This window comes from Streptomyces longisporoflavus (assembly GCF_014649775.1).
Taxonomy (GTDB): Bacteria; Actinomycetota; Actinomycetes; order Streptomycetales; family Streptomycetaceae; genus Streptomyces; species Streptomyces longisporoflavus.
This window is the reverse complement of record NZ_BMTR01000032.1, coordinates 29,066-44,917: the sequence shown is the minus strand read 5'-3', so window position 1 is coordinate 44,917 and position 15,852 is coordinate 29,066. Positions and strand designations below refer to the sequence as shown.

Here is a 15,852-nt window from a genome sequence, read left to right as displayed (position 1 = left end):
CCGAGGTCCTGCACGACGGTGCATCCCCCTGCGGCACGTGGCGTGCCGCAGGGGGATGTTCGCGAGAGGCCGGCTATCGGAGCCCGACCGCCTCGGCGTCGGATGTCCGGCGCCGGCTCACCCGGCCCCGGGCTGCGCGTGGGCGGGGACGGCGGCGGGCCGCTCCCCCGCACTCATGACGGAGATGCTCCGCCCGGTCTCGGACGCGGTGAGCAGCGACTCCATGATGTCCAGTACGTGGTAGGCGAGGTGGCCGCTCGCACGGTGCGGGGTGCCGGTGGCCAGGGAGCGGGCGAGATCCGCGATGCCGTAGCCGCGGCCGGCTCCCGCGTAGCCGCCCTGGACGGGGACGTCCTCCCATTGTCGGGCCCCGGCCCTGAAGAGGCGCACCGGCCCGTCGAAGCCGTTGGGGTCGGGAACGGACAGGGAGCCGTCGGTGCCGTACACCTCGATGCGCGGCAGGAGGCCGGCCCAGACGTCGAAGGACATCACCAGCGTGGTCAGAGCCCCGCACTCGTGCTCCAGGACGCCCGTGACGTGGGTGGCCACCTCCACCGGGAACGCGGTACCGGCCCGCGGACCGCCGGCGACGGTGCGCACCGGACGCGAGGTGGATGCCATGCCGACCACGGTGCGCACCGGACCGAGCAGCGTGACCAGGGCGGTGAGGTAGTACGGGCCCATGTCGAACAGGGGGCCGCCACCGGGCCGGTAGTAGAACTCCGGGGCGGGGTGCCAGAGTTCATGGCCCGGCGTGACCATGAAGGCGGTGGCGGCGACGGGCATGCCGAGCTGCCCCGCGTCCAGGACCGCGCGGGCGGACTGCACCCCTGTGCCCAGGACCGTGTCCGGAGCACAACCCACGCGCACGCCCGCGCTGTCGGCCGTGGCCAGCACCGAGCGGGCCTCGGTGGTGGTCGCGGCCAGCGGCTTCTCGCCGTAGACGTGCTTGCCCGCGGCGATCGCGGCACGGGCCACGTCGGCGTGCGCGGCGGGGACGGTCAGGTTGAGGACGAGGTCGACGTCCTCGGCCGTGTACAGCTCCGTCGGGGTGGTGGCGCGAGCGCCGGGGACCGTGGCCGCGACGGCTGAGGCGCGGGTCTCGTCCAGGTCGGCGACCGCGGTGACGGGCAGGTCCGGCAGGGCCGCAAGCGTCCGCAGATACGCCCCGCTGATCTGTCCGGCGCCGACCACCCCGATGCGCAGGGGTGAGCGGGCCCTCACCGCGTCGCCCATGTCATGCCCTTTCTGATCATCGCGTCGGTCTGGGGTACCTCCAGGTCGGCGAGGCTGTGTCCGAGTGTGGTGACGAAGACCCGGCCCTCGCCCCAGCGCCGTGTCCAGGTCACCGGTACCGGTGTGCCCAGGAGTTCGGGGTGGTCGGGGTCGTGGCCGTACCGGGAGGTTGCGAGCACCTCGATCGCCGGGTCGACGTGCAGGTAGTACTGCTCGGTGGTGACGGTGAAGGCGTCGATGCCGGCCAGCACGGGGTGGTCCGCCTTGCCCGGCACGGGGACCACCTCGAAGGTGCTGAACTCCCGCGCATGGTGCACGAACTGAGCGCCGGTCATCAGGTGGTAGCGCGTCTCGGTGCGGAAGGCGTCGATGATGCCGCCGTGCCAGCCGGCCAGACCGGTGCCCGCGCGGACGGCCCGGCTGAGACCTTCCACCTGGGGGCCGGTGATCTCACCCATCGTCCAGCACTGCACCACGAGATCGGTCGCGGCGAGCAGGTCCGCGTCGAGGTAGCTGTCCAGGGTGTCGGAGACCGTCACCGCGTAGCCGTCCTCCTTGAGGGCGGTGACATGACGGTCCGAGGCGGCGACGGGGGCGTGCCCCTCCCAGCCGCCGCGGACCACCAGCGCCCGCTTACAGGCCGTGATCTGGGAAGGGGCCATGGGTCGTGCTCCCTGGGGTGTCGGTTGCGTCGGCGAGGAGGCGTAGGCCACGCCGGGCCTTGCGTCGCGCGCGCGGGCAGCGGTCCTTGCACGGTCGGGGAATGGTGCGCCGAGAACTTCCGGGAATCCTCCGGCAACGTCGCCGCAACTTAAGGCCGTTCCCCGCCCCTGTCAACGGGGCCGCCGCCTGCTTGGCACCTGTCCCCCGCTCCGGCGAACCAGCCGGAACCGCCCCGGCGCGGAAGGCCCGCGCGCATCCGTACGACGATCACGAGGAGGGCGCAGTCGTGTCCGCGTGGCGCCAACTTGCCTGGCCGGCCGCCGTTCTGGAGGCCGGTCGCGCAGAGGTCCTGGATCGTGTGTCCGGCCGGTCATGCGGGCCGGGGGCTTGACCGGCGTGTGGTCGACGGCATGTCCTACGGTTTCCGGAAGGAATCCGGAAGGCATCCGGAGATTTCGGATGGCGAGTCGACGGAGGTGGGGAACGTGGCCGGGGAAGGCGCTCAGCGCAAGGCGACCACGCGGAGCCCGGACGGGCCGGCCAGGGTGACGATCGCCGGGATCGCGCGGGAGGCCGGGGTCTCGGTCCCGACCGTCTCGCGGGTCGTGAACGGACGTTCCGACGTGTCACCGGCCACTCGCGCCCGGGTGGAGGAGCTGTTGCGCCGGCACGGCTACCGGCGCCGGCCGCCCGCGCCCGGGGACCGTGCGGCGCTGCTCGATCTGGTCTTCAACGACCTGGACAGCCCGTGGGCCGTGGAGATCATCCGCGGTGTGGAGGAGGTCGCGCACGAGGCGGAGGTGGGCACGGTGGTCTCCGCGATCCATGACCGGGCGGGCGCGGCGCGGCAGTGGATGACCAATCTGCGGGCCCGCGCCTCCGATGGCGTGATCCTGGTGACGTCGGTCCTGGAGCCCGGGCTGCACGAGGAGTTGCAGCGCCTGGGCGTGCCGCTGGTGGTGATCGACCCGGCAGGGTCGCCCGCGACCGAGGCGCCGATGGTCGGCGCCACCAACTGGGCGGGCGGGATGGCGGCGACCGAGCACCTGCTCGACCTCGGGCACCGGCGGATCGGGTTCATAGAGGGCCCGCCCCGGCTGCTGTGCTCGCGGGCCAGGCTGGATGGTTACCGGGCCGCGCTCGACGTGGCGGGTGTGCGGGTCGACGACGAGCTGATCGTGCCCGGCGATTTCTACCATGCGTCCGGATTCACCGGCTGCAACCGGCTGTTGGACCTCACCGAGCCGCCTACCGCCGTTTTCGCCTCCAGTGACCAGATGGCACTGGGTGCGATCGAGGCCCTGCGCCGGCGCGGTCTGCGGGCGCCCGAGGACATGAGCGTCGTCGGTTTCGACGACCTGCCGGAGGTGCGCTGGAGCGCGCCGCCGCTCACCACGGTGCGCCAACCCCTGTACGACATGGGCAAGTTGGCGGCCCGCACTGTTCTCGATCTCGCGCGGGCCGTCGCCCCCGCGTCGCCGCGCATCGAGCTGGCGACGGAACTCGTGGTCAGAGCCAGTACGGCGGCCCCGCGCGACCGGTAGCGCGGCAGGCACCCGGATCGGGGGTGTCAACGGCCTTTTTTGTTAAGGCCGTTGACACCCCCGCTCTGTGTCCGTAACTTCCGTGGCCATCTACCGATAGTTTTCGGATCACTTCCGGAAGGTGCGTCATGCCAGCCTCCGATTTCTCCCGCCGACGCTTCCTCGGCGCCGCCTCCGCCGCCGGTCTCGGGGCGGCCGCGCTCACCGCCTGCGGCGGCTCCGACTCCGGCAGCGGAAAGGACAGTTCGGGCCGGACCATCGTGGAATGGTGGAACATCCAGACCACCGAGCCGTCCAAAACCGTCTGGCCCGAGCGGGCCAAGGCGTTCGAGGCCAAGAACCCCGACGTGCGGATCAAGCTCGTCACGCTGGAGAACGACGCCTACAAGTCGAAGATGACGGCGCTGACCAGCTCCGGGAAACTTCCGGACATCTACCACACCTGGGGCGGCGGTGTTCTGCGCCAGCAGGTCGACGCGGGCCTCGTCGAGGACCTCACCCCGTCCATCGAACCGTGGGCCGACACGCTCGTGCCCGCCTCGGTCAAGGCCTACCAGTTCGACAGCAAGACGTACGCGGTGCCCTTCGACATCGGCGCCGTGGGCTTCTGGTACAACAAGGCGCTCTTCAAGAAGGCCGGCATCAGCGCCCCGCCCACCACCTGGGACGACTACCTGGACACGGTCAGGAAGCTGAAGGCCGCGGGCATCACACCCATCGCCCTCGCGGGCAAGGAGAAATGGCCCGGCATGTACTTCTGGGCGTATCTGTCGATGCGGATCGCCGGGGTCGAGGGCATGCAGAAGGCCGCCGACGCCAAGGACTTCACCGGTGACGACTTCGTCAAGGCGGGCGAGCACCTCAAGGACCTGGTGGCGCTCAAGCCGTTCCAGAAGGGCTTCCTCGGCGACGCCTACTCCACCCCCACCGGAGAGGCCGCCGCCATGGGCAACGGCAAGGCGGGCATGGAGCTGATGGGCCAGTGGGCACCCGTCGTGCAGGCCGACGCGGGCAAGGGCATCGGCAAGGACCTCGGCTTCTTCGCCTTTCCCTCGGTGGCCGGCGGCAAGGGCGAGCTCACCGACGTGTTCGGCGGAGGCGGCGGCTACGCGGTCCGCAAGGGCGCGCCGAAGGCCGCCACGGACTTCCTGAAGTTCTTCATGACCCCCGAGTCCGACCGCATCCTGGTCTCCAAGGCCGACACGATCCCCGTCGTCAAGGAGGCCACCAGCGCTTTGACCGACCCCAACCTCACGGCGGTCTCCGACATGCTCGGCAAGTCCACCGGCTTCCAGCTCTACCTCGACCAGGCCTACCCGCCGGCCGTCGGCCAGGAGGTCAACGACTCCGTCGCCGCCCTCATCGCCGGCTCCAAGTCCCCCGATCAGGTGACCCGGTCCATCACTCAGGTCGCCAAGAGCCAGTAAGAGACGATGACTTCGACCTACGTAAAGGACACGGCCGAAGCCGTCGCCGAGCCGTCGCGGCCGGGCCCCGCCAACCGGCGTCCGCTCGCCCGGCGCGTCACCGACTGGCTGACGGCCGTCTCCTTCACCCTGCCCGCCCTTCTCCTGTTCGGCGCGCTCGTGCTCGCCCCGATCCTGTACGCGCTCTACGTCAGCCTCTTCAACTGGGGCGGATTCGGCTCCCCCTCGGACTACACGGGACTGGACAACTACAGCCGCCTCGTCAAGGACCCGGTCTTCCTCGGCGACCTGTGGCGCGGCCTGCTCCTCGTCGGCTTCTCGGTGCTCGTCCAGCTGCCGTTCGCCCTCGCCATGGCGGTCCTGCTCAATCAGAAGCTGCGCGGCCGGGCCGTCTACCGGATGCTGTTCTTCGCCCCGTACGTCCTGTCCGAGGTGATCACCGGCGTCCTGTTCTCCATGATCTTCGCGCCGGACGCCGGGCTCGCCGACAAAGTGCTCGGCGCGGTCGGCCTCGACGGGCTCGGCGGGCTGTGGTTCGCCGACCAGTCGACGGTCATGCCGACCCTGTTCCTCGTGATGACCTGGAAGTACTTCGGCTTCCACATGATGCTCTACCTGGCAGGACTCCAAAGCATCCCGGCCGAACTGCACGAGGCGGCCCGCATCGACGGGGCAAGCGCCTGGCAGCGCTTCCGCTACATCACCCTGCCCCTGCTCGGACCGACCGTCCGCATCAGCGCGTTCCTGTCCGTCATCGGCGCCATCCAGCTGTTCGACCTGGTGTGGGTGATCTCGCAGGGCGGCCCCGACCACGCCTCCGAGACGATGGCCATCACCCTGTTCCAATTCGGCTTCAAGCGCTACGAGATCGGCTACGCCAGCGCGATCAGCATCGCGCTGTTCCTCATCAGCCTCGTCTTCGCCCTCGCCTACCAGCGCTTCGTGCTGCGCCGGGACACCGAAGGAGCCCTCACCAACATGCGAGCCACCCGATGACCGCGCCCGGCCGCCGCCGCTTCGGCAAGGCACCCCTGTACGTGATCGTATGGCTGGTCGGCATCGGCATGGTGACACCGCTGCTGTACGCCCTCGTATCCGGCTTCAAGTCCACCGACCAGCTCTCCAGCAACCCCTTCGGCCTGCCGTCGCCCTGGGTGACCTCCAACTACACGGACATCCTCGCCTCGGGACCCTTCTGGCGGATGCTCGGCGCCTCCACCCTGGTCGCCATCGGCACGACCCTGCTGACGGTCGGGGCGGCGGCCCTCGCCGCGTTCTCCCTGGCCCGCTTCGCCTACCGCGGGCGGGAGGCGCTCTTCACGCTCTTCACGATGGGGCTGATGTTCCCCTTCGCCGTGGCGATCCTGCCGCTGTTCATCCTGCTGCGCACCTTCGGACTCCTCGACAACCCGTGGGGCGTGATCCTGCCGCAGGCGGCATTCGGGCTGCCCATCACCATCGTCATCCTGCGCGGCTTCTTCCGGCAGATCCCCGGTGAGCTGGAGGAGGCGGCCACCCTCGACGGATGCTCCCCCTTCGGCTTCTTCTGGCGGATCCTGCTGCCCATGGCACGCCCGGCACTGGGCACCGTCTCCGTCCTCGCCGTGGTGAGCAGCTGGAACAACTTCCTGCTGCCGCTGCTCGTGTTCAGCAACGAGACCTGGTGGACCATCCCCGTCGGCGTCCAGCAGTTCCAGGGCCAGTACGCCACCGACATCGCCCGCGTCTTCGCCTACCTCGTCCTGGCCATGGTGCCAGCCCTCGCCTTCTACGCCGTCGCCGAACGGCAGCTGGTCGGCGGCATCACCGTCGGCGCGACCAAAGGCTGACACCGCACCACCGCACCACCGGACCGCCAGGCCCCGCCACCACCGCCTGCACACACCGCACTTGAGGAGTTCCATGGTCAAGCCCTGGCAGGACACCACCCTGCCCGCCAAGGTCCGGGCGGCGGACCTGCTCGCCCGGATGACCACCGAGGAGAAGACCGCCCAGCTGTCCAGCGTGTGGCTGGGGGCCGACATCGACACCGACAGCGCCGCCGTCGCACCGGGGCAGCACACCTACGTCGCCGAGAGCACGGTCCTCGACGCCCTGCTGCCGCACGGCCTGGGCCATCTGACCCGCCCCTTCGGCACCGTCCCGGTCGAGCCCGCGGTGGGCGCGGCACGCCTCGCCGACCTGCAGCGCCGGGTCCGTTCCGCGAACCGCTTCGCCCTGCCCGCACTCGCCCACGAGGAGTGCCTGACCGGCTTCGCCGCCTGGCAGGCCACCATCTTCCCGACGCCGCTCGCCTGGGGCGCCACCTTCGACCCGGCCCTGATCACCGAGATGGCCGAATCCATCGGCACATCAATGCGCACGGTCGGCATCCACCAGGGCCTCGCCCCCGTCCTCGACGTCGTCCGCGACCCCCGCTGGGGCCGCACCGAGGAGTCCATCGGCGAGGACCCCTACCTGGTCGGCACCATCGGCAGCGCCTACGTGCGCGGCCTGGAGGCCGCGGGGATCGTCGCCACCCTCAAGCACTTCGCCGGGTACTCGGCCTCGCGCGGCGCCCGCAACCACGCGCCCGCCTCCATCGGACCGCGCGAACTCGCCGACATCTTCCTGCCCCCGTTCGAGATGGCACTGCGCGAAGGCGGCGCCCGCTCCGTGATGGCCTCCTACAACGACATCGACGGACTTCCCGGTCACGCCCACACCGGCCTGCTCACCCACCTCCTGCGCGACACATGGCAGTTCACCGGCACCGTCGTCGCCGACTACTTCGGCATCGCGTTCCTGGAGTCCGCCCACCAGGTGGCCGCGACGGAGGGGGACGCCGCGCGGATCGCCCTCGCGGCCGGCGTCGACGTAGAACTGCCCGCCGCGCGCTGCCTGCCCGCGGCCGACCACCTTCCCGAGGACCTGATCGACCGCGCCGCATTGCGCGTCCTGACGCAAAAGTGCGAACTGGGCCTCCTGGACCGGGACTGGGAGCCGGTCACGGGATCCGCTGGAACTGCTGGAACTACGGGAGACACCGAAGACGCGCTCATCGACCTGAACCCCCCTCAGATGCGGGACCTGGCGCGGGCTGTGGCGCAGGAGTCGGTCGTCCTGCTCGCCAACGACGCGGGGCTGCTGCCGCTGGCCGCCGAGGGGCTGCGCATCGCCCTGGCCGGCCCCCTCGCCCACGAACAGGCCGCCATGCTCGGCTGCTACACGTTCCCGCGGCACGTCGGCGTCAACCACCCAGAACTGCCCGCCGGCGTCGACGTCCCGACGCTCGCCGAGGCGCTTCGCGCCGAACTGCCCGGCGCCCTCTTCGTCGACGACCCAACGCAGGCCGACATCTGCCTCACCGTGGTCGGCGACCGCTCGGGTCTCTTCGGGCGCGGCTCGTCCGGCGAGGGCTGCGACACCGAGGACCTCGAACTCCCCTACCAGCAGGGCGCGTTGCTGGACGAGGTGTTCGCCACCGGGACACCGACCGTCGTCATCGTCCTCAGCGGGCGGCCCTACGCCCTGGGCCGCTGGGCCGACCGAGCCGCCGCCGTCGTCCAGGCCTTCTTCCCGGGGCAGGAGGGCGGCGCCGCCGTCGCCGGAGTCCTCTCAGGACGGGTCGAGCCCTCGGGACGCCTCCCCGTCGGCGTACCGCGCGGCCCCGGCGGCCAGCCCGCCCCCTATCTCGCGCCGCCGCTCGGCCGTCGAGGCGACGCAAGCAGCGTGGACCCCACCGCCCTCTACCCGTTCGGGCACGGCCTGTCCTACACCACGTTCGCCTGGGACGCCCCGCAGTGCGACACCCCCGAACTGCCCACCGACGGCGATACCACCCTGCGCCTCACCGTCCACAACACCGGCGAGCGGCCCGGCACCGAGGTCGTCCAGCTCTACCTCCACGACCCGGTCGGCACCGTCGCACGCCCCGAGGTCCGGCTCGTCGGCTACGCCCGCGTCCCACTCGAGGCCGGGGCGTCCGCCGAGGTCCACGCCACCTTCCCGGCGGACCTCGCCGCGTACACCGGAGCCGACGGCCGCCGCGTCGTGGAACCCGGCGCCCTCGAACTACGAGTCTCCGCCTCCAGCGAACGCGTCCATCACACCGTGCCGCTCACCCTGACGGGTGCGGAACGGGAGGTCGGGCACGAGCGGCGGATGCGGTGCGAGATACGCGTCAAGTGACGCGCAGAAACAGCACAGCGCACGGTCAACCAGCGTTCCCCATCCACGAGTTGAGGAGTAGCACCATGCGCACACTCACCCCCCGCGCCCCTGCCCGTACCCGCGTCAGAGCCGCCGCCTTCGCGTCGGCGGCGGCCCTGCTGCTCGGCCTCGCCGGTGTACCCGACGCACACGCCTACGCCGACCCGCACGCCGACGCCGGCAGCCGGCACCGCCCCGCCACGCTCGACAGCCTGGCCGAGCGCACCGGCCGCTACTACGGCTCCGCCGTCGACAACCCCGAACTCGGCGACACCGCGTACGCCGACCTGCTCGGCACCGAGTTCGGCAGCACCACGCCCGGCAACGGCATGAAGTGGTACGCCACCGAACCCCAGCGGGGCGTCTTCGACTTCACGGCGGGCGACGAGATCGTCGCATACGCACAGGCCCACAAGCTGAAGGTCCGCGGCCACACCCTCCTATGGCACAGCCAGCTTCCCGGCTGGCTGGAGAATGGCACCTGGAGCGCCCGCGAGCTGCGCGCCATCCTCAAGAAGCACATCACGACCGAGGTGCGGCACTACAAGGGCAAGGTCTTCGCCTGGGACGTCGCCAACGAGATCATGAACGAGGACGGCACGTATCGCGAGAACATCTTCTACAAGACCCTCGGCCCGGGTTACATCGCCGACGCCCTGCGCTGGGCCCACGCCGCCGACCCCCGCGTGAAGCTCTACCTCAACGACTACAACGTCGAGGGAATCGGCGCGAAGTCGGACGCGTACTACACACTCATCAAGCAGCTCAAGGCCGACAAGGTGCCGATCGACGGATTCGGCATGCAGGCCCACCTCGCCCTGCAGTACGGCTTCCCGCATGACATGAAAGGCAACATCCAGCGCTTCGCCGACCTCGGCCTCGATGTCGCCATCACCGAGCTCGACATCCGCATGATCCTCCCGGCGGACGCGGCCAAACTGGCCCAACAGGCCGACTGGTACGGCCAGGTGACCAAGGCCTGCCTCGCCGTCCGCCGCTGCGTCGGCATCACCCTGTGGGGCTACTCCGACCGCCACTCGTGGATTCCGGCGGTCTTCGAGGGCCAGGGCGCGGCGCTGCCCTGGGACGAGAACCTCCGGCGCAAGCCCGCCTACGACGCGATCGCACAAGCGCTCGCGACCGCGAAGCGGGGGAAGTGACGGCGCCGGTGACGGTGGCGCGCGGGCGCAGAACGCACGCCGCCGTCCCGCAGCCCCGTCGAGCCGGGGATGGCGACTTCCCGCCCGCCGCAGGGCCCTCTTTCCGTCACATGACGCGAAGTTGACCGAGAACCCTTGACACCTTCCGCCCCTCGCCAACACGATGCCGCCCATACCCATGGGCTTCGGACGCACATGGGGCCCGCTTCCGATTGGGAGCGCTCCCATGAACTCCGACCTCAACGGTTTACGTCCTCGGGCCCGGAGCCACCGTCGCCCGGGGACGTCGCACCCCGTACTTCCTCAGCGCGCCGCACGCACACCGTTCAGATCCAAGCGCGTGCGGTGCGTCCCCCGTCAGGAAGAGGTTCCCCATGTTCAGATACCGACGTGCCCTGCTCGCGCTGCTGCTCGCCTTCCCGCTCGCGCTGGCAGCCCCCGGACTCGCCCACGCCGACAGTCCGGTGGCGATGACCAGCGGGTTCTACGTCGACCCCCACTCCTCCCCCGCGGCGTGGGCCGCCGCCAACCCCGGTGACGGCCGCGCCGCCGCGATCAGGAACAACATCGCGGCCAAGCCGATGGCCCGCTGGTTCGGCAACTGGAGCGGCACCATCGGCACGGCCACGGGCGCGTTCGTCGGGGCGGCCGACGCCGTGGACAAACTTCCGGTCCTGGTCGCCTACAACATCCCCAACCGCGACATCTGCGGCGGGCACTCGGGCGGCGGCGCGGGCTCGGCAGACGCGTACAAGACGTGGATCGCCGCCTTCGCCGGCGGCATCGGCAGCCGTCCGGCCGTCGTCATCCTGGAGCCGGACGCCCTGGGAGACACGAGCTGCATGACACCAGCGCAGATCGCCGAGCGCAACGCGCTGCTCAACAACGCCATCGACCAGTTCAACCAGAAGGCTCCCAACACCTGGGTCTACCTGGACGCCGGGAACCCGGCCTGGCTGGCGGCCCCCACGATGGCGCAGCACCTCGCCGACGCGGGAGTGCGCAAGGCGCACGGCTTCTCGCTGAACGTCTCGAACTACCTGACCACCGGCGAGAACACCGCGTACGGCAACGCGATCAACGCGAAGCTGAGCTCGTCCTACGGCTACACCAAGCCCTACGCCGTCGACACCAGCCGCAACGGATACGGCTCCAACGGCGCATGGTGCAACCCGGCAGGCCGCAAGCTCGGCACCCCGACCCAACTCGGCGGCGGAGCCGAAATGCTGCTGTGGGTCAAGACGCCCGGCGAATCCGACGGCAACTGCGGTGTGGGCGGCGGATCGGTGGCCGGTCAGTTCCTTCCCGAGGTCGCCTACAAGATGATCTACGGCTACTGACCTCACCATCCGTCCGGGCTGCTGCCCCTTTCACTGCCGTGGCCGTGCCCGTCGATGCATCCCGTCCCCGTCTCTGCCCCCGTCCTCGTCTCTGCACCGTCCCGTTCCTGTCCCGTCCGTCCCGACCAGGAGCACACATGAGATCCGGTATCCGGCCCATCAGACGCATGGCCCTGCTCGCCTCGGCCGCCCTGCTGACCTGCGCGGCGGCCCCGGCCGTACAGGCGCAGGGGGCACCCGCCGAACAGGCACAACCGGCCGAACAGGCACAACAGAAGGTCATCACCCCGACCACGCGCTTCTACGTCGACCCGCACAGCAAGGCCGCCAAGCAGGCGAAGACCGACCTCCGCAAGGGAGATCGGGCCAATGCCCTGAACATGGCCAAGCTGGCCGGCCAGCCGCAGGCCCAGTGGTTCACAGAAGGCACACCCGCCCAGGTCGGAAAGGAGGTGCGCAAACTCGTCCACGCCGCCGCGGTCACCCGCCGCGTGCCGGTCCTGGTCGCATACAACGTCCCCGGCCGCGACTGCAGCCTCTACTCCGGCGGTGGAGCCGCCTCCTCGGCGGCGTACCGTCAGTGGATCGACGCCTTCGCCGACGGCATCGGCAACCGCAAGGCCGCCGTCGTCCTGGAGCCCGACGGCCTCGCGGCCCTCCCCAAGGACTGCGCCGGCGACATCGACCCCACCGGCGAACTCACCGCCTACCGCATGGCGGACATCGCCTACGCCGTGCGCACCCTGAAGAGCGGGCCGAACACCGCTGTATATCTCGACGCGGGCAACAGCCAGTGGAAGTCGGTCGGTGACATCACGCAGCGACTCCTGGACGCCGGCCTCGAGCAGAGCGACGGCTTTTCCCTCAACGTGTCCAACTACCAGCCCACCGACCAGACTTCGCGCTACGGAACCTGGATAGCCAAGTGCGCGTGGTACGCCACCAAGGGACCGGAGTCGGGCCGCGGCCACGCCGACTGGTGCGCCAGTCAGTACTACTCGCCCGCCGCGCCCAACGACGGCACCCCGGGCAACTCCGTCTCCTCCACCGACCCATCGACCTGGCACTGGACCGACGACTGGTTCGACCAGAACACGGGCGGCGCGTCGACCGATGAACTGGCCCGCTTCGTGGTGGACACCAGCCGCAACGGGCTGGGGGCCTGGACGCCGCCCCCGGGCAAGTACACCGGCGACCCCGAGACATGGTGCAACCCTCCCGGCCGCGGCATAGGACCTCGCCCCACCGCCAGTACCAAGGTCCCGCTCGTCGATGCTTACCTGTACGTGAAGACCATCGGCGAGTCCGACGGCAGCTGCACACGCAACACCGGCGGCACCATCGACCCCGAGTACGGCATCGTCGACCCGGCCGCCGGCGTCTGGTGGCCCGAACAGGCCCACACCCTCGCCCGCAACGCCGTACCGGGCCTGGAATTCCCCCGGTAACTCCCGAAAGCCAGCGACGAGTTGGGGACATCACCCGTGATGTCGGGGAGGTGGATCACAAGAACCGCGTCGGCGTCGTGCTCTCCAGGTTCGCCCTGCACGACGCCGACGTATCGGTCGACGGCAGCCGAGTCCATGTCTTCTGCTCTTCTCCTACCGTCGCTTCGTCGTGCGGCGCCAGCCGAACGGGCCCGGCAGGTCCATCGACGTGGTGCGCCGGCCGGTACTGCTGTGGGTGCGGCGGGGGCCGTGCCGGCCACCTGTGGTGAGGGACCACGAGCGCTTGTTGATGTTGAGCTGTACGCCGGGAAGTATCCGGAAGCTCTTTCGGAAGGTGAGCGGCATGGAGTCCTCCTAGTGTCCGTCTCCGGGTACCCGCAAAGGGCCGTCCCTCACGTACGCGGCGGCTCCCGAGCCCATGCCCCCGGTGATCGCTCGGGGGCTGCTGTCGCGCGCCGATGGGGCGGTCTGCCGTTTGATGAGGGGCCGGCGGTTACGGAGTGCTGCAAAGGTCGCCGAAGACGACGCGCACGCTCCACTGGTCCGTCCTGGCGAGAGCCTGAGCACTTCCTCACGACCCCGTGCATCCCCGCTGGGACGATCCCGGCAGCGACGCACCGGTACTACAGCTTCCTCAGTACGGCGCCATCACCAAGTCGCCGATCACCCGCAACCCGACTCGGGCTGCCAGCCATGGTGCACGCTCGGCCTCCACCTGCTTGACGTGGACGAAAACGGTGTAGTCGGCCGCAGGCTCCTCAAGGTCCAGATCGCGGGTGTGGAAACACAGCGTGACGAATGCTCCGCGGGATCCCCCCACTCCCAGACCTACCTCGGGAGCCTCGGGCCAAGCGGTGAAGTCCCACCGCACCGTCGCCGGGCTGTCGCCGACCGCCTGGAGGAATGGCTTCACCATTTCCGGTGCCCCGGCCCAGCGTCGCAGCCGGATGGGCAAGAAGGCCGATGGATCATCCCTACGCTCCGACGAGCCGTCCCTATCCCCTTCCGCCCACCACTCGGCGTCCGGCAGCACGGCCAGCACCGCCGAAAGCGGGCGAGTCGAGGAGATCCGCACATCGAAATCGACTTCGAGGTCTCCCAGGTCAGCGATCTCAAGCAGCCTCCCGACGGCGCACAAACCTTCGGAGAGGTCCGCAGTTCTCAGGATGGGCTGCGCGTAGGAGCTGGACACGACAACTAGTCTGCCAGTGAACGGCATCGCCCAGCCTGAGTGGTGCGCCTGCTGGTTGAGCCGACAGCCGGGCGATGCCCCTGGTAGATGGGTTTTCGACCAAGAGAAACGTGTCCACCAGAGGCTTCGCACACAGCGTCACCTCCCTCCTCGTCGTCTCAGCGCGGACCACGACCGCAGCAAGCTGATCAATTGCTCGAGCCGGAACAGCCCCTGACGTTCAGGAGTCGTGCGCCCGCCCCAAAACGTCGGCGGTCATGAGCGGCTCGTGGCAGAAGGGGCGGTCAGCTGCGGAAGGGGCCCGTGACCTCGTAGGTGATGCCGCCGGAGGAGCTGCCGCTCGTACCACGCTGGCTGGAGAAGTACAGGCGCTTGCCGTCCGGCGAGAAGGCCGGGCCGCAGATCTCCGAGGAGGACTGGCCGCCGATCCGCAGGAACGGCGCGACCACGTCGTCCGGCGTGATGATGCAGATCTCCATGTTCCCGCCGTCCTCCGCGACGTACAGGTCACCGGAGGACGAGCCGGTGACGTTGTCGACGCCGGTCAGCGGGGCTCCGCCGCCTACGACCAGGGAGTCGTCATAGGCCAGCTCATAGGTGCCGGCGGCCACGTTGAGCTGCCAGACCCGGCCGTCTCCCTTGGTGGTGAACCACACGGTGTCGTTGGCGTAGTGGCAGCCCTCTCCGCCGTTGAACAGCTTGGCACCTGAGACCTGGTCACGAGTCGGGGTGGGCGAGCCGTCCGGGTCGGGCACGGTCGCCCAGGTGAAGCTGCCTGAGGTGGCCGTTCCGGCCTTGAGGACCTGGAGCGTGCCCGCCGACAGGTTGCCCCACGTGGACGGAACGAACCGGTAGAAGCAGCCGCCCGACGCGTCCTCCGTGAGGTAGATGACCTTGCGGACCGGGTCGGCGGCCGCCGCCTCGTGGTTGAAGCGGCCCATGGCATCGCGGCGTACGGCGGCCTTCACGCCCCACGGGTCGGTTTCGTAGACGTAGCCGGTGCTGACCTCCTCGCAGGACAGCCAGGTGTTCCAGGGGGTGGCCCCGCCGGCGCAGTTGCGGTTGGTGTTGGAGAGGATCCGGTACGAGGCGGTGACGGAGCCCGTCGAGTTGAACTTGATCGCGCCGGCGCCGCCGGTGGAGGAGATCTCCGAGTTGGAGACGTAGATCCAGCCCGTGCCGTCGGCGAAACAGGCACCGCCGTCGGGGGCGTCGTGCCAGGTGTAGGTGGTGGAACCGACCTTCTGGCCGGACCGGGCGATCACCCTGCTGGTGAAGCCGCCGGGCAGCTGGATGCCGTTGGAGTCTGCCGCGCCGAGCGCGCCGTACGGGCCGGGGCCTTTCTGGGCCGGCGCCGCGTAGGCCGCGCCCTGCATGAGCGTGTACCCGAATGCCGCTGCTGTGCCGCCGACGACTGCTCCACGCAGGAAACCACGACGTTCCACTTGATCACTCCAGGGGTTGGTGACCGTCCCGCCGCACCGGTCGGGCGGCGGGGTCGCGAGGGGTGCTAGCGGAAGGTAGGAGTCCCGGATTGACGGGGCGTCAACAACCGGTGAAGTGGAAGCGTCTGCTGCCGGCCTGTTCCCCTTGAACCGCAGGAGCGCTTTCCTCGTGCACCGTGATGTGGTTGGTGCGGGCGGCGGTGAGC

General features: G+C 70.0%; 13 protein-coding genes. 8 read left to right on the top strand and 5 right to left on the bottom strand.

Annotation, left to right across the window (positions count from 1 at the left end):
* Nucleotides 1–117 precede the first annotated feature (117 nt).
* Nucleotides 118–1,236: a Gfo/Idh/MocA family protein gene (locus tag IE226_RS37740; protein WP_190086029.1), complete on the bottom strand. Its 1,119-nt coding sequence runs from the start codon at nucleotides 1,234–1,236 to the stop codon at nucleotides 118–120.
* Nucleotides 1,221–1,898, bottom strand: coding sequence for a ThuA domain-containing protein (locus IE226_RS37735; RefSeq protein WP_190086028.1), 678 nt, complete (start codon nucleotides 1,896–1,898; stop codon nucleotides 1,221–1,223). The genes IE226_RS37740 and IE226_RS37735 overlap by 16 nt, the downstream gene beginning before the upstream one ends.
* 486 nt (nucleotides 1,899–2,384) lie before the next feature.
* On the opposite strand from IE226_RS37735, the gene IE226_RS37730 reads away from it, so the two are divergent.
* The 8 genes from IE226_RS37730 to IE226_RS37695 all read left to right on the top strand — a co-directional run bounded on the left by IE226_RS37730 (nucleotide 2,385) and on the right by IE226_RS37695 (nucleotide 13,009).
* Nucleotides 2,385–3,443, top strand: a complete 1,059-nt coding sequence (locus IE226_RS37730) for a LacI family DNA-binding transcriptional regulator (RefSeq protein WP_229871792.1) — start codon at nucleotides 2,385–2,387, stop codon at nucleotides 3,441–3,443.
* 128 nt (nucleotides 3,444–3,571) lie between these two features.
* Nucleotides 3,572–4,870 (top strand): extracellular solute-binding protein, encoded by a 1,299-nt coding sequence (locus IE226_RS37725; RefSeq protein ID WP_190086026.1) that lies wholly within the window; start codon nucleotides 3,572–3,574, stop codon nucleotides 4,868–4,870.
* Between the two features lie 6 nt (nucleotides 4,871–4,876).
* Nucleotides 4,877–5,866, top strand: a complete 990-nt coding sequence (locus IE226_RS37720) for a carbohydrate ABC transporter permease (RefSeq protein WP_190086025.1) — start codon at nucleotides 4,877–4,879, stop codon at nucleotides 5,864–5,866.
* Nucleotides 5,863–6,699: a carbohydrate ABC transporter permease gene (locus IE226_RS37715; RefSeq protein ID WP_190086024.1), complete on the top strand. Its 837-nt coding sequence runs from the start codon at nucleotides 5,863–5,865 to the stop codon at nucleotides 6,697–6,699. The genes IE226_RS37720 and IE226_RS37715 overlap by 4 nt, the downstream gene beginning before the upstream one ends.
* Nucleotides 6,700–6,772: 73 nt before the next feature.
* Nucleotides 6,773–9,040 (top strand): glycoside hydrolase family 3 N-terminal domain-containing protein, encoded by a 2,268-nt coding sequence (locus tag IE226_RS37710; protein ID WP_190086023.1) that lies wholly within the window; start codon nucleotides 6,773–6,775, stop codon nucleotides 9,038–9,040.
* A gap of 65 nt (nucleotides 9,041–9,105) precedes the next feature.
* A complete protein-coding gene (locus IE226_RS37705) occupies nucleotides 9,106–10,221 on the top strand; it encodes an endo-1,4-beta-xylanase (protein ID WP_190086022.1) in 1,116 nt (371 codons plus the stop codon).
* A gap of 374 nt (nucleotides 10,222–10,595) precedes the next feature.
* The gene (locus IE226_RS37700; RefSeq protein ID WP_190086021.1) at nucleotides 10,596–11,561 is read left to right on the top strand and encodes a glycoside hydrolase family 6 protein; all 966 of its coding nucleotides are present in this window, start codon (nucleotides 10,596–10,598) and stop codon (nucleotides 11,559–11,561) included.
* Nucleotides 11,562–11,698: 137 nt separating this feature from the next.
* Nucleotides 11,699–13,009: a glycoside hydrolase family 6 protein gene (locus IE226_RS37695; protein WP_190086020.1), complete on the top strand. Its 1,311-nt coding sequence runs from the start codon at nucleotides 11,699–11,701 to the stop codon at nucleotides 13,007–13,009.
* 153 nt (nucleotides 13,010–13,162) lie between these two features.
* Here the strand turns inward: IE226_RS37695 and IE226_RS37690 are convergent, their stop codons facing one another.
* The 3 genes from IE226_RS37690 to IE226_RS37680 form a co-directional block, all read right to left on the bottom strand.
* Nucleotides 13,163–13,354, bottom strand: coding sequence for a DUF4236 domain-containing protein (locus IE226_RS37690; protein WP_190086019.1), 192 nt, complete (start codon nucleotides 13,352–13,354; stop codon nucleotides 13,163–13,165).
* 289 nt (nucleotides 13,355–13,643) lie between these two features.
* Nucleotides 13,644–14,201 (bottom strand): hypothetical protein, encoded by a 558-nt coding sequence (locus IE226_RS37685; protein WP_229871791.1) that lies wholly within the window; start codon nucleotides 14,199–14,201, stop codon nucleotides 13,644–13,646.
* A gap of 284 nt (nucleotides 14,202–14,485) precedes the next feature.
* Nucleotides 14,486–15,646, bottom strand: coding sequence for an alkaline phosphatase PhoX (locus IE226_RS37680; protein ID WP_190086017.1), 1,161 nt, complete (start codon nucleotides 15,644–15,646; stop codon nucleotides 14,486–14,488).
* Between the last annotated feature and the right edge of the window lie 206 nt (nucleotides 15,647–15,852).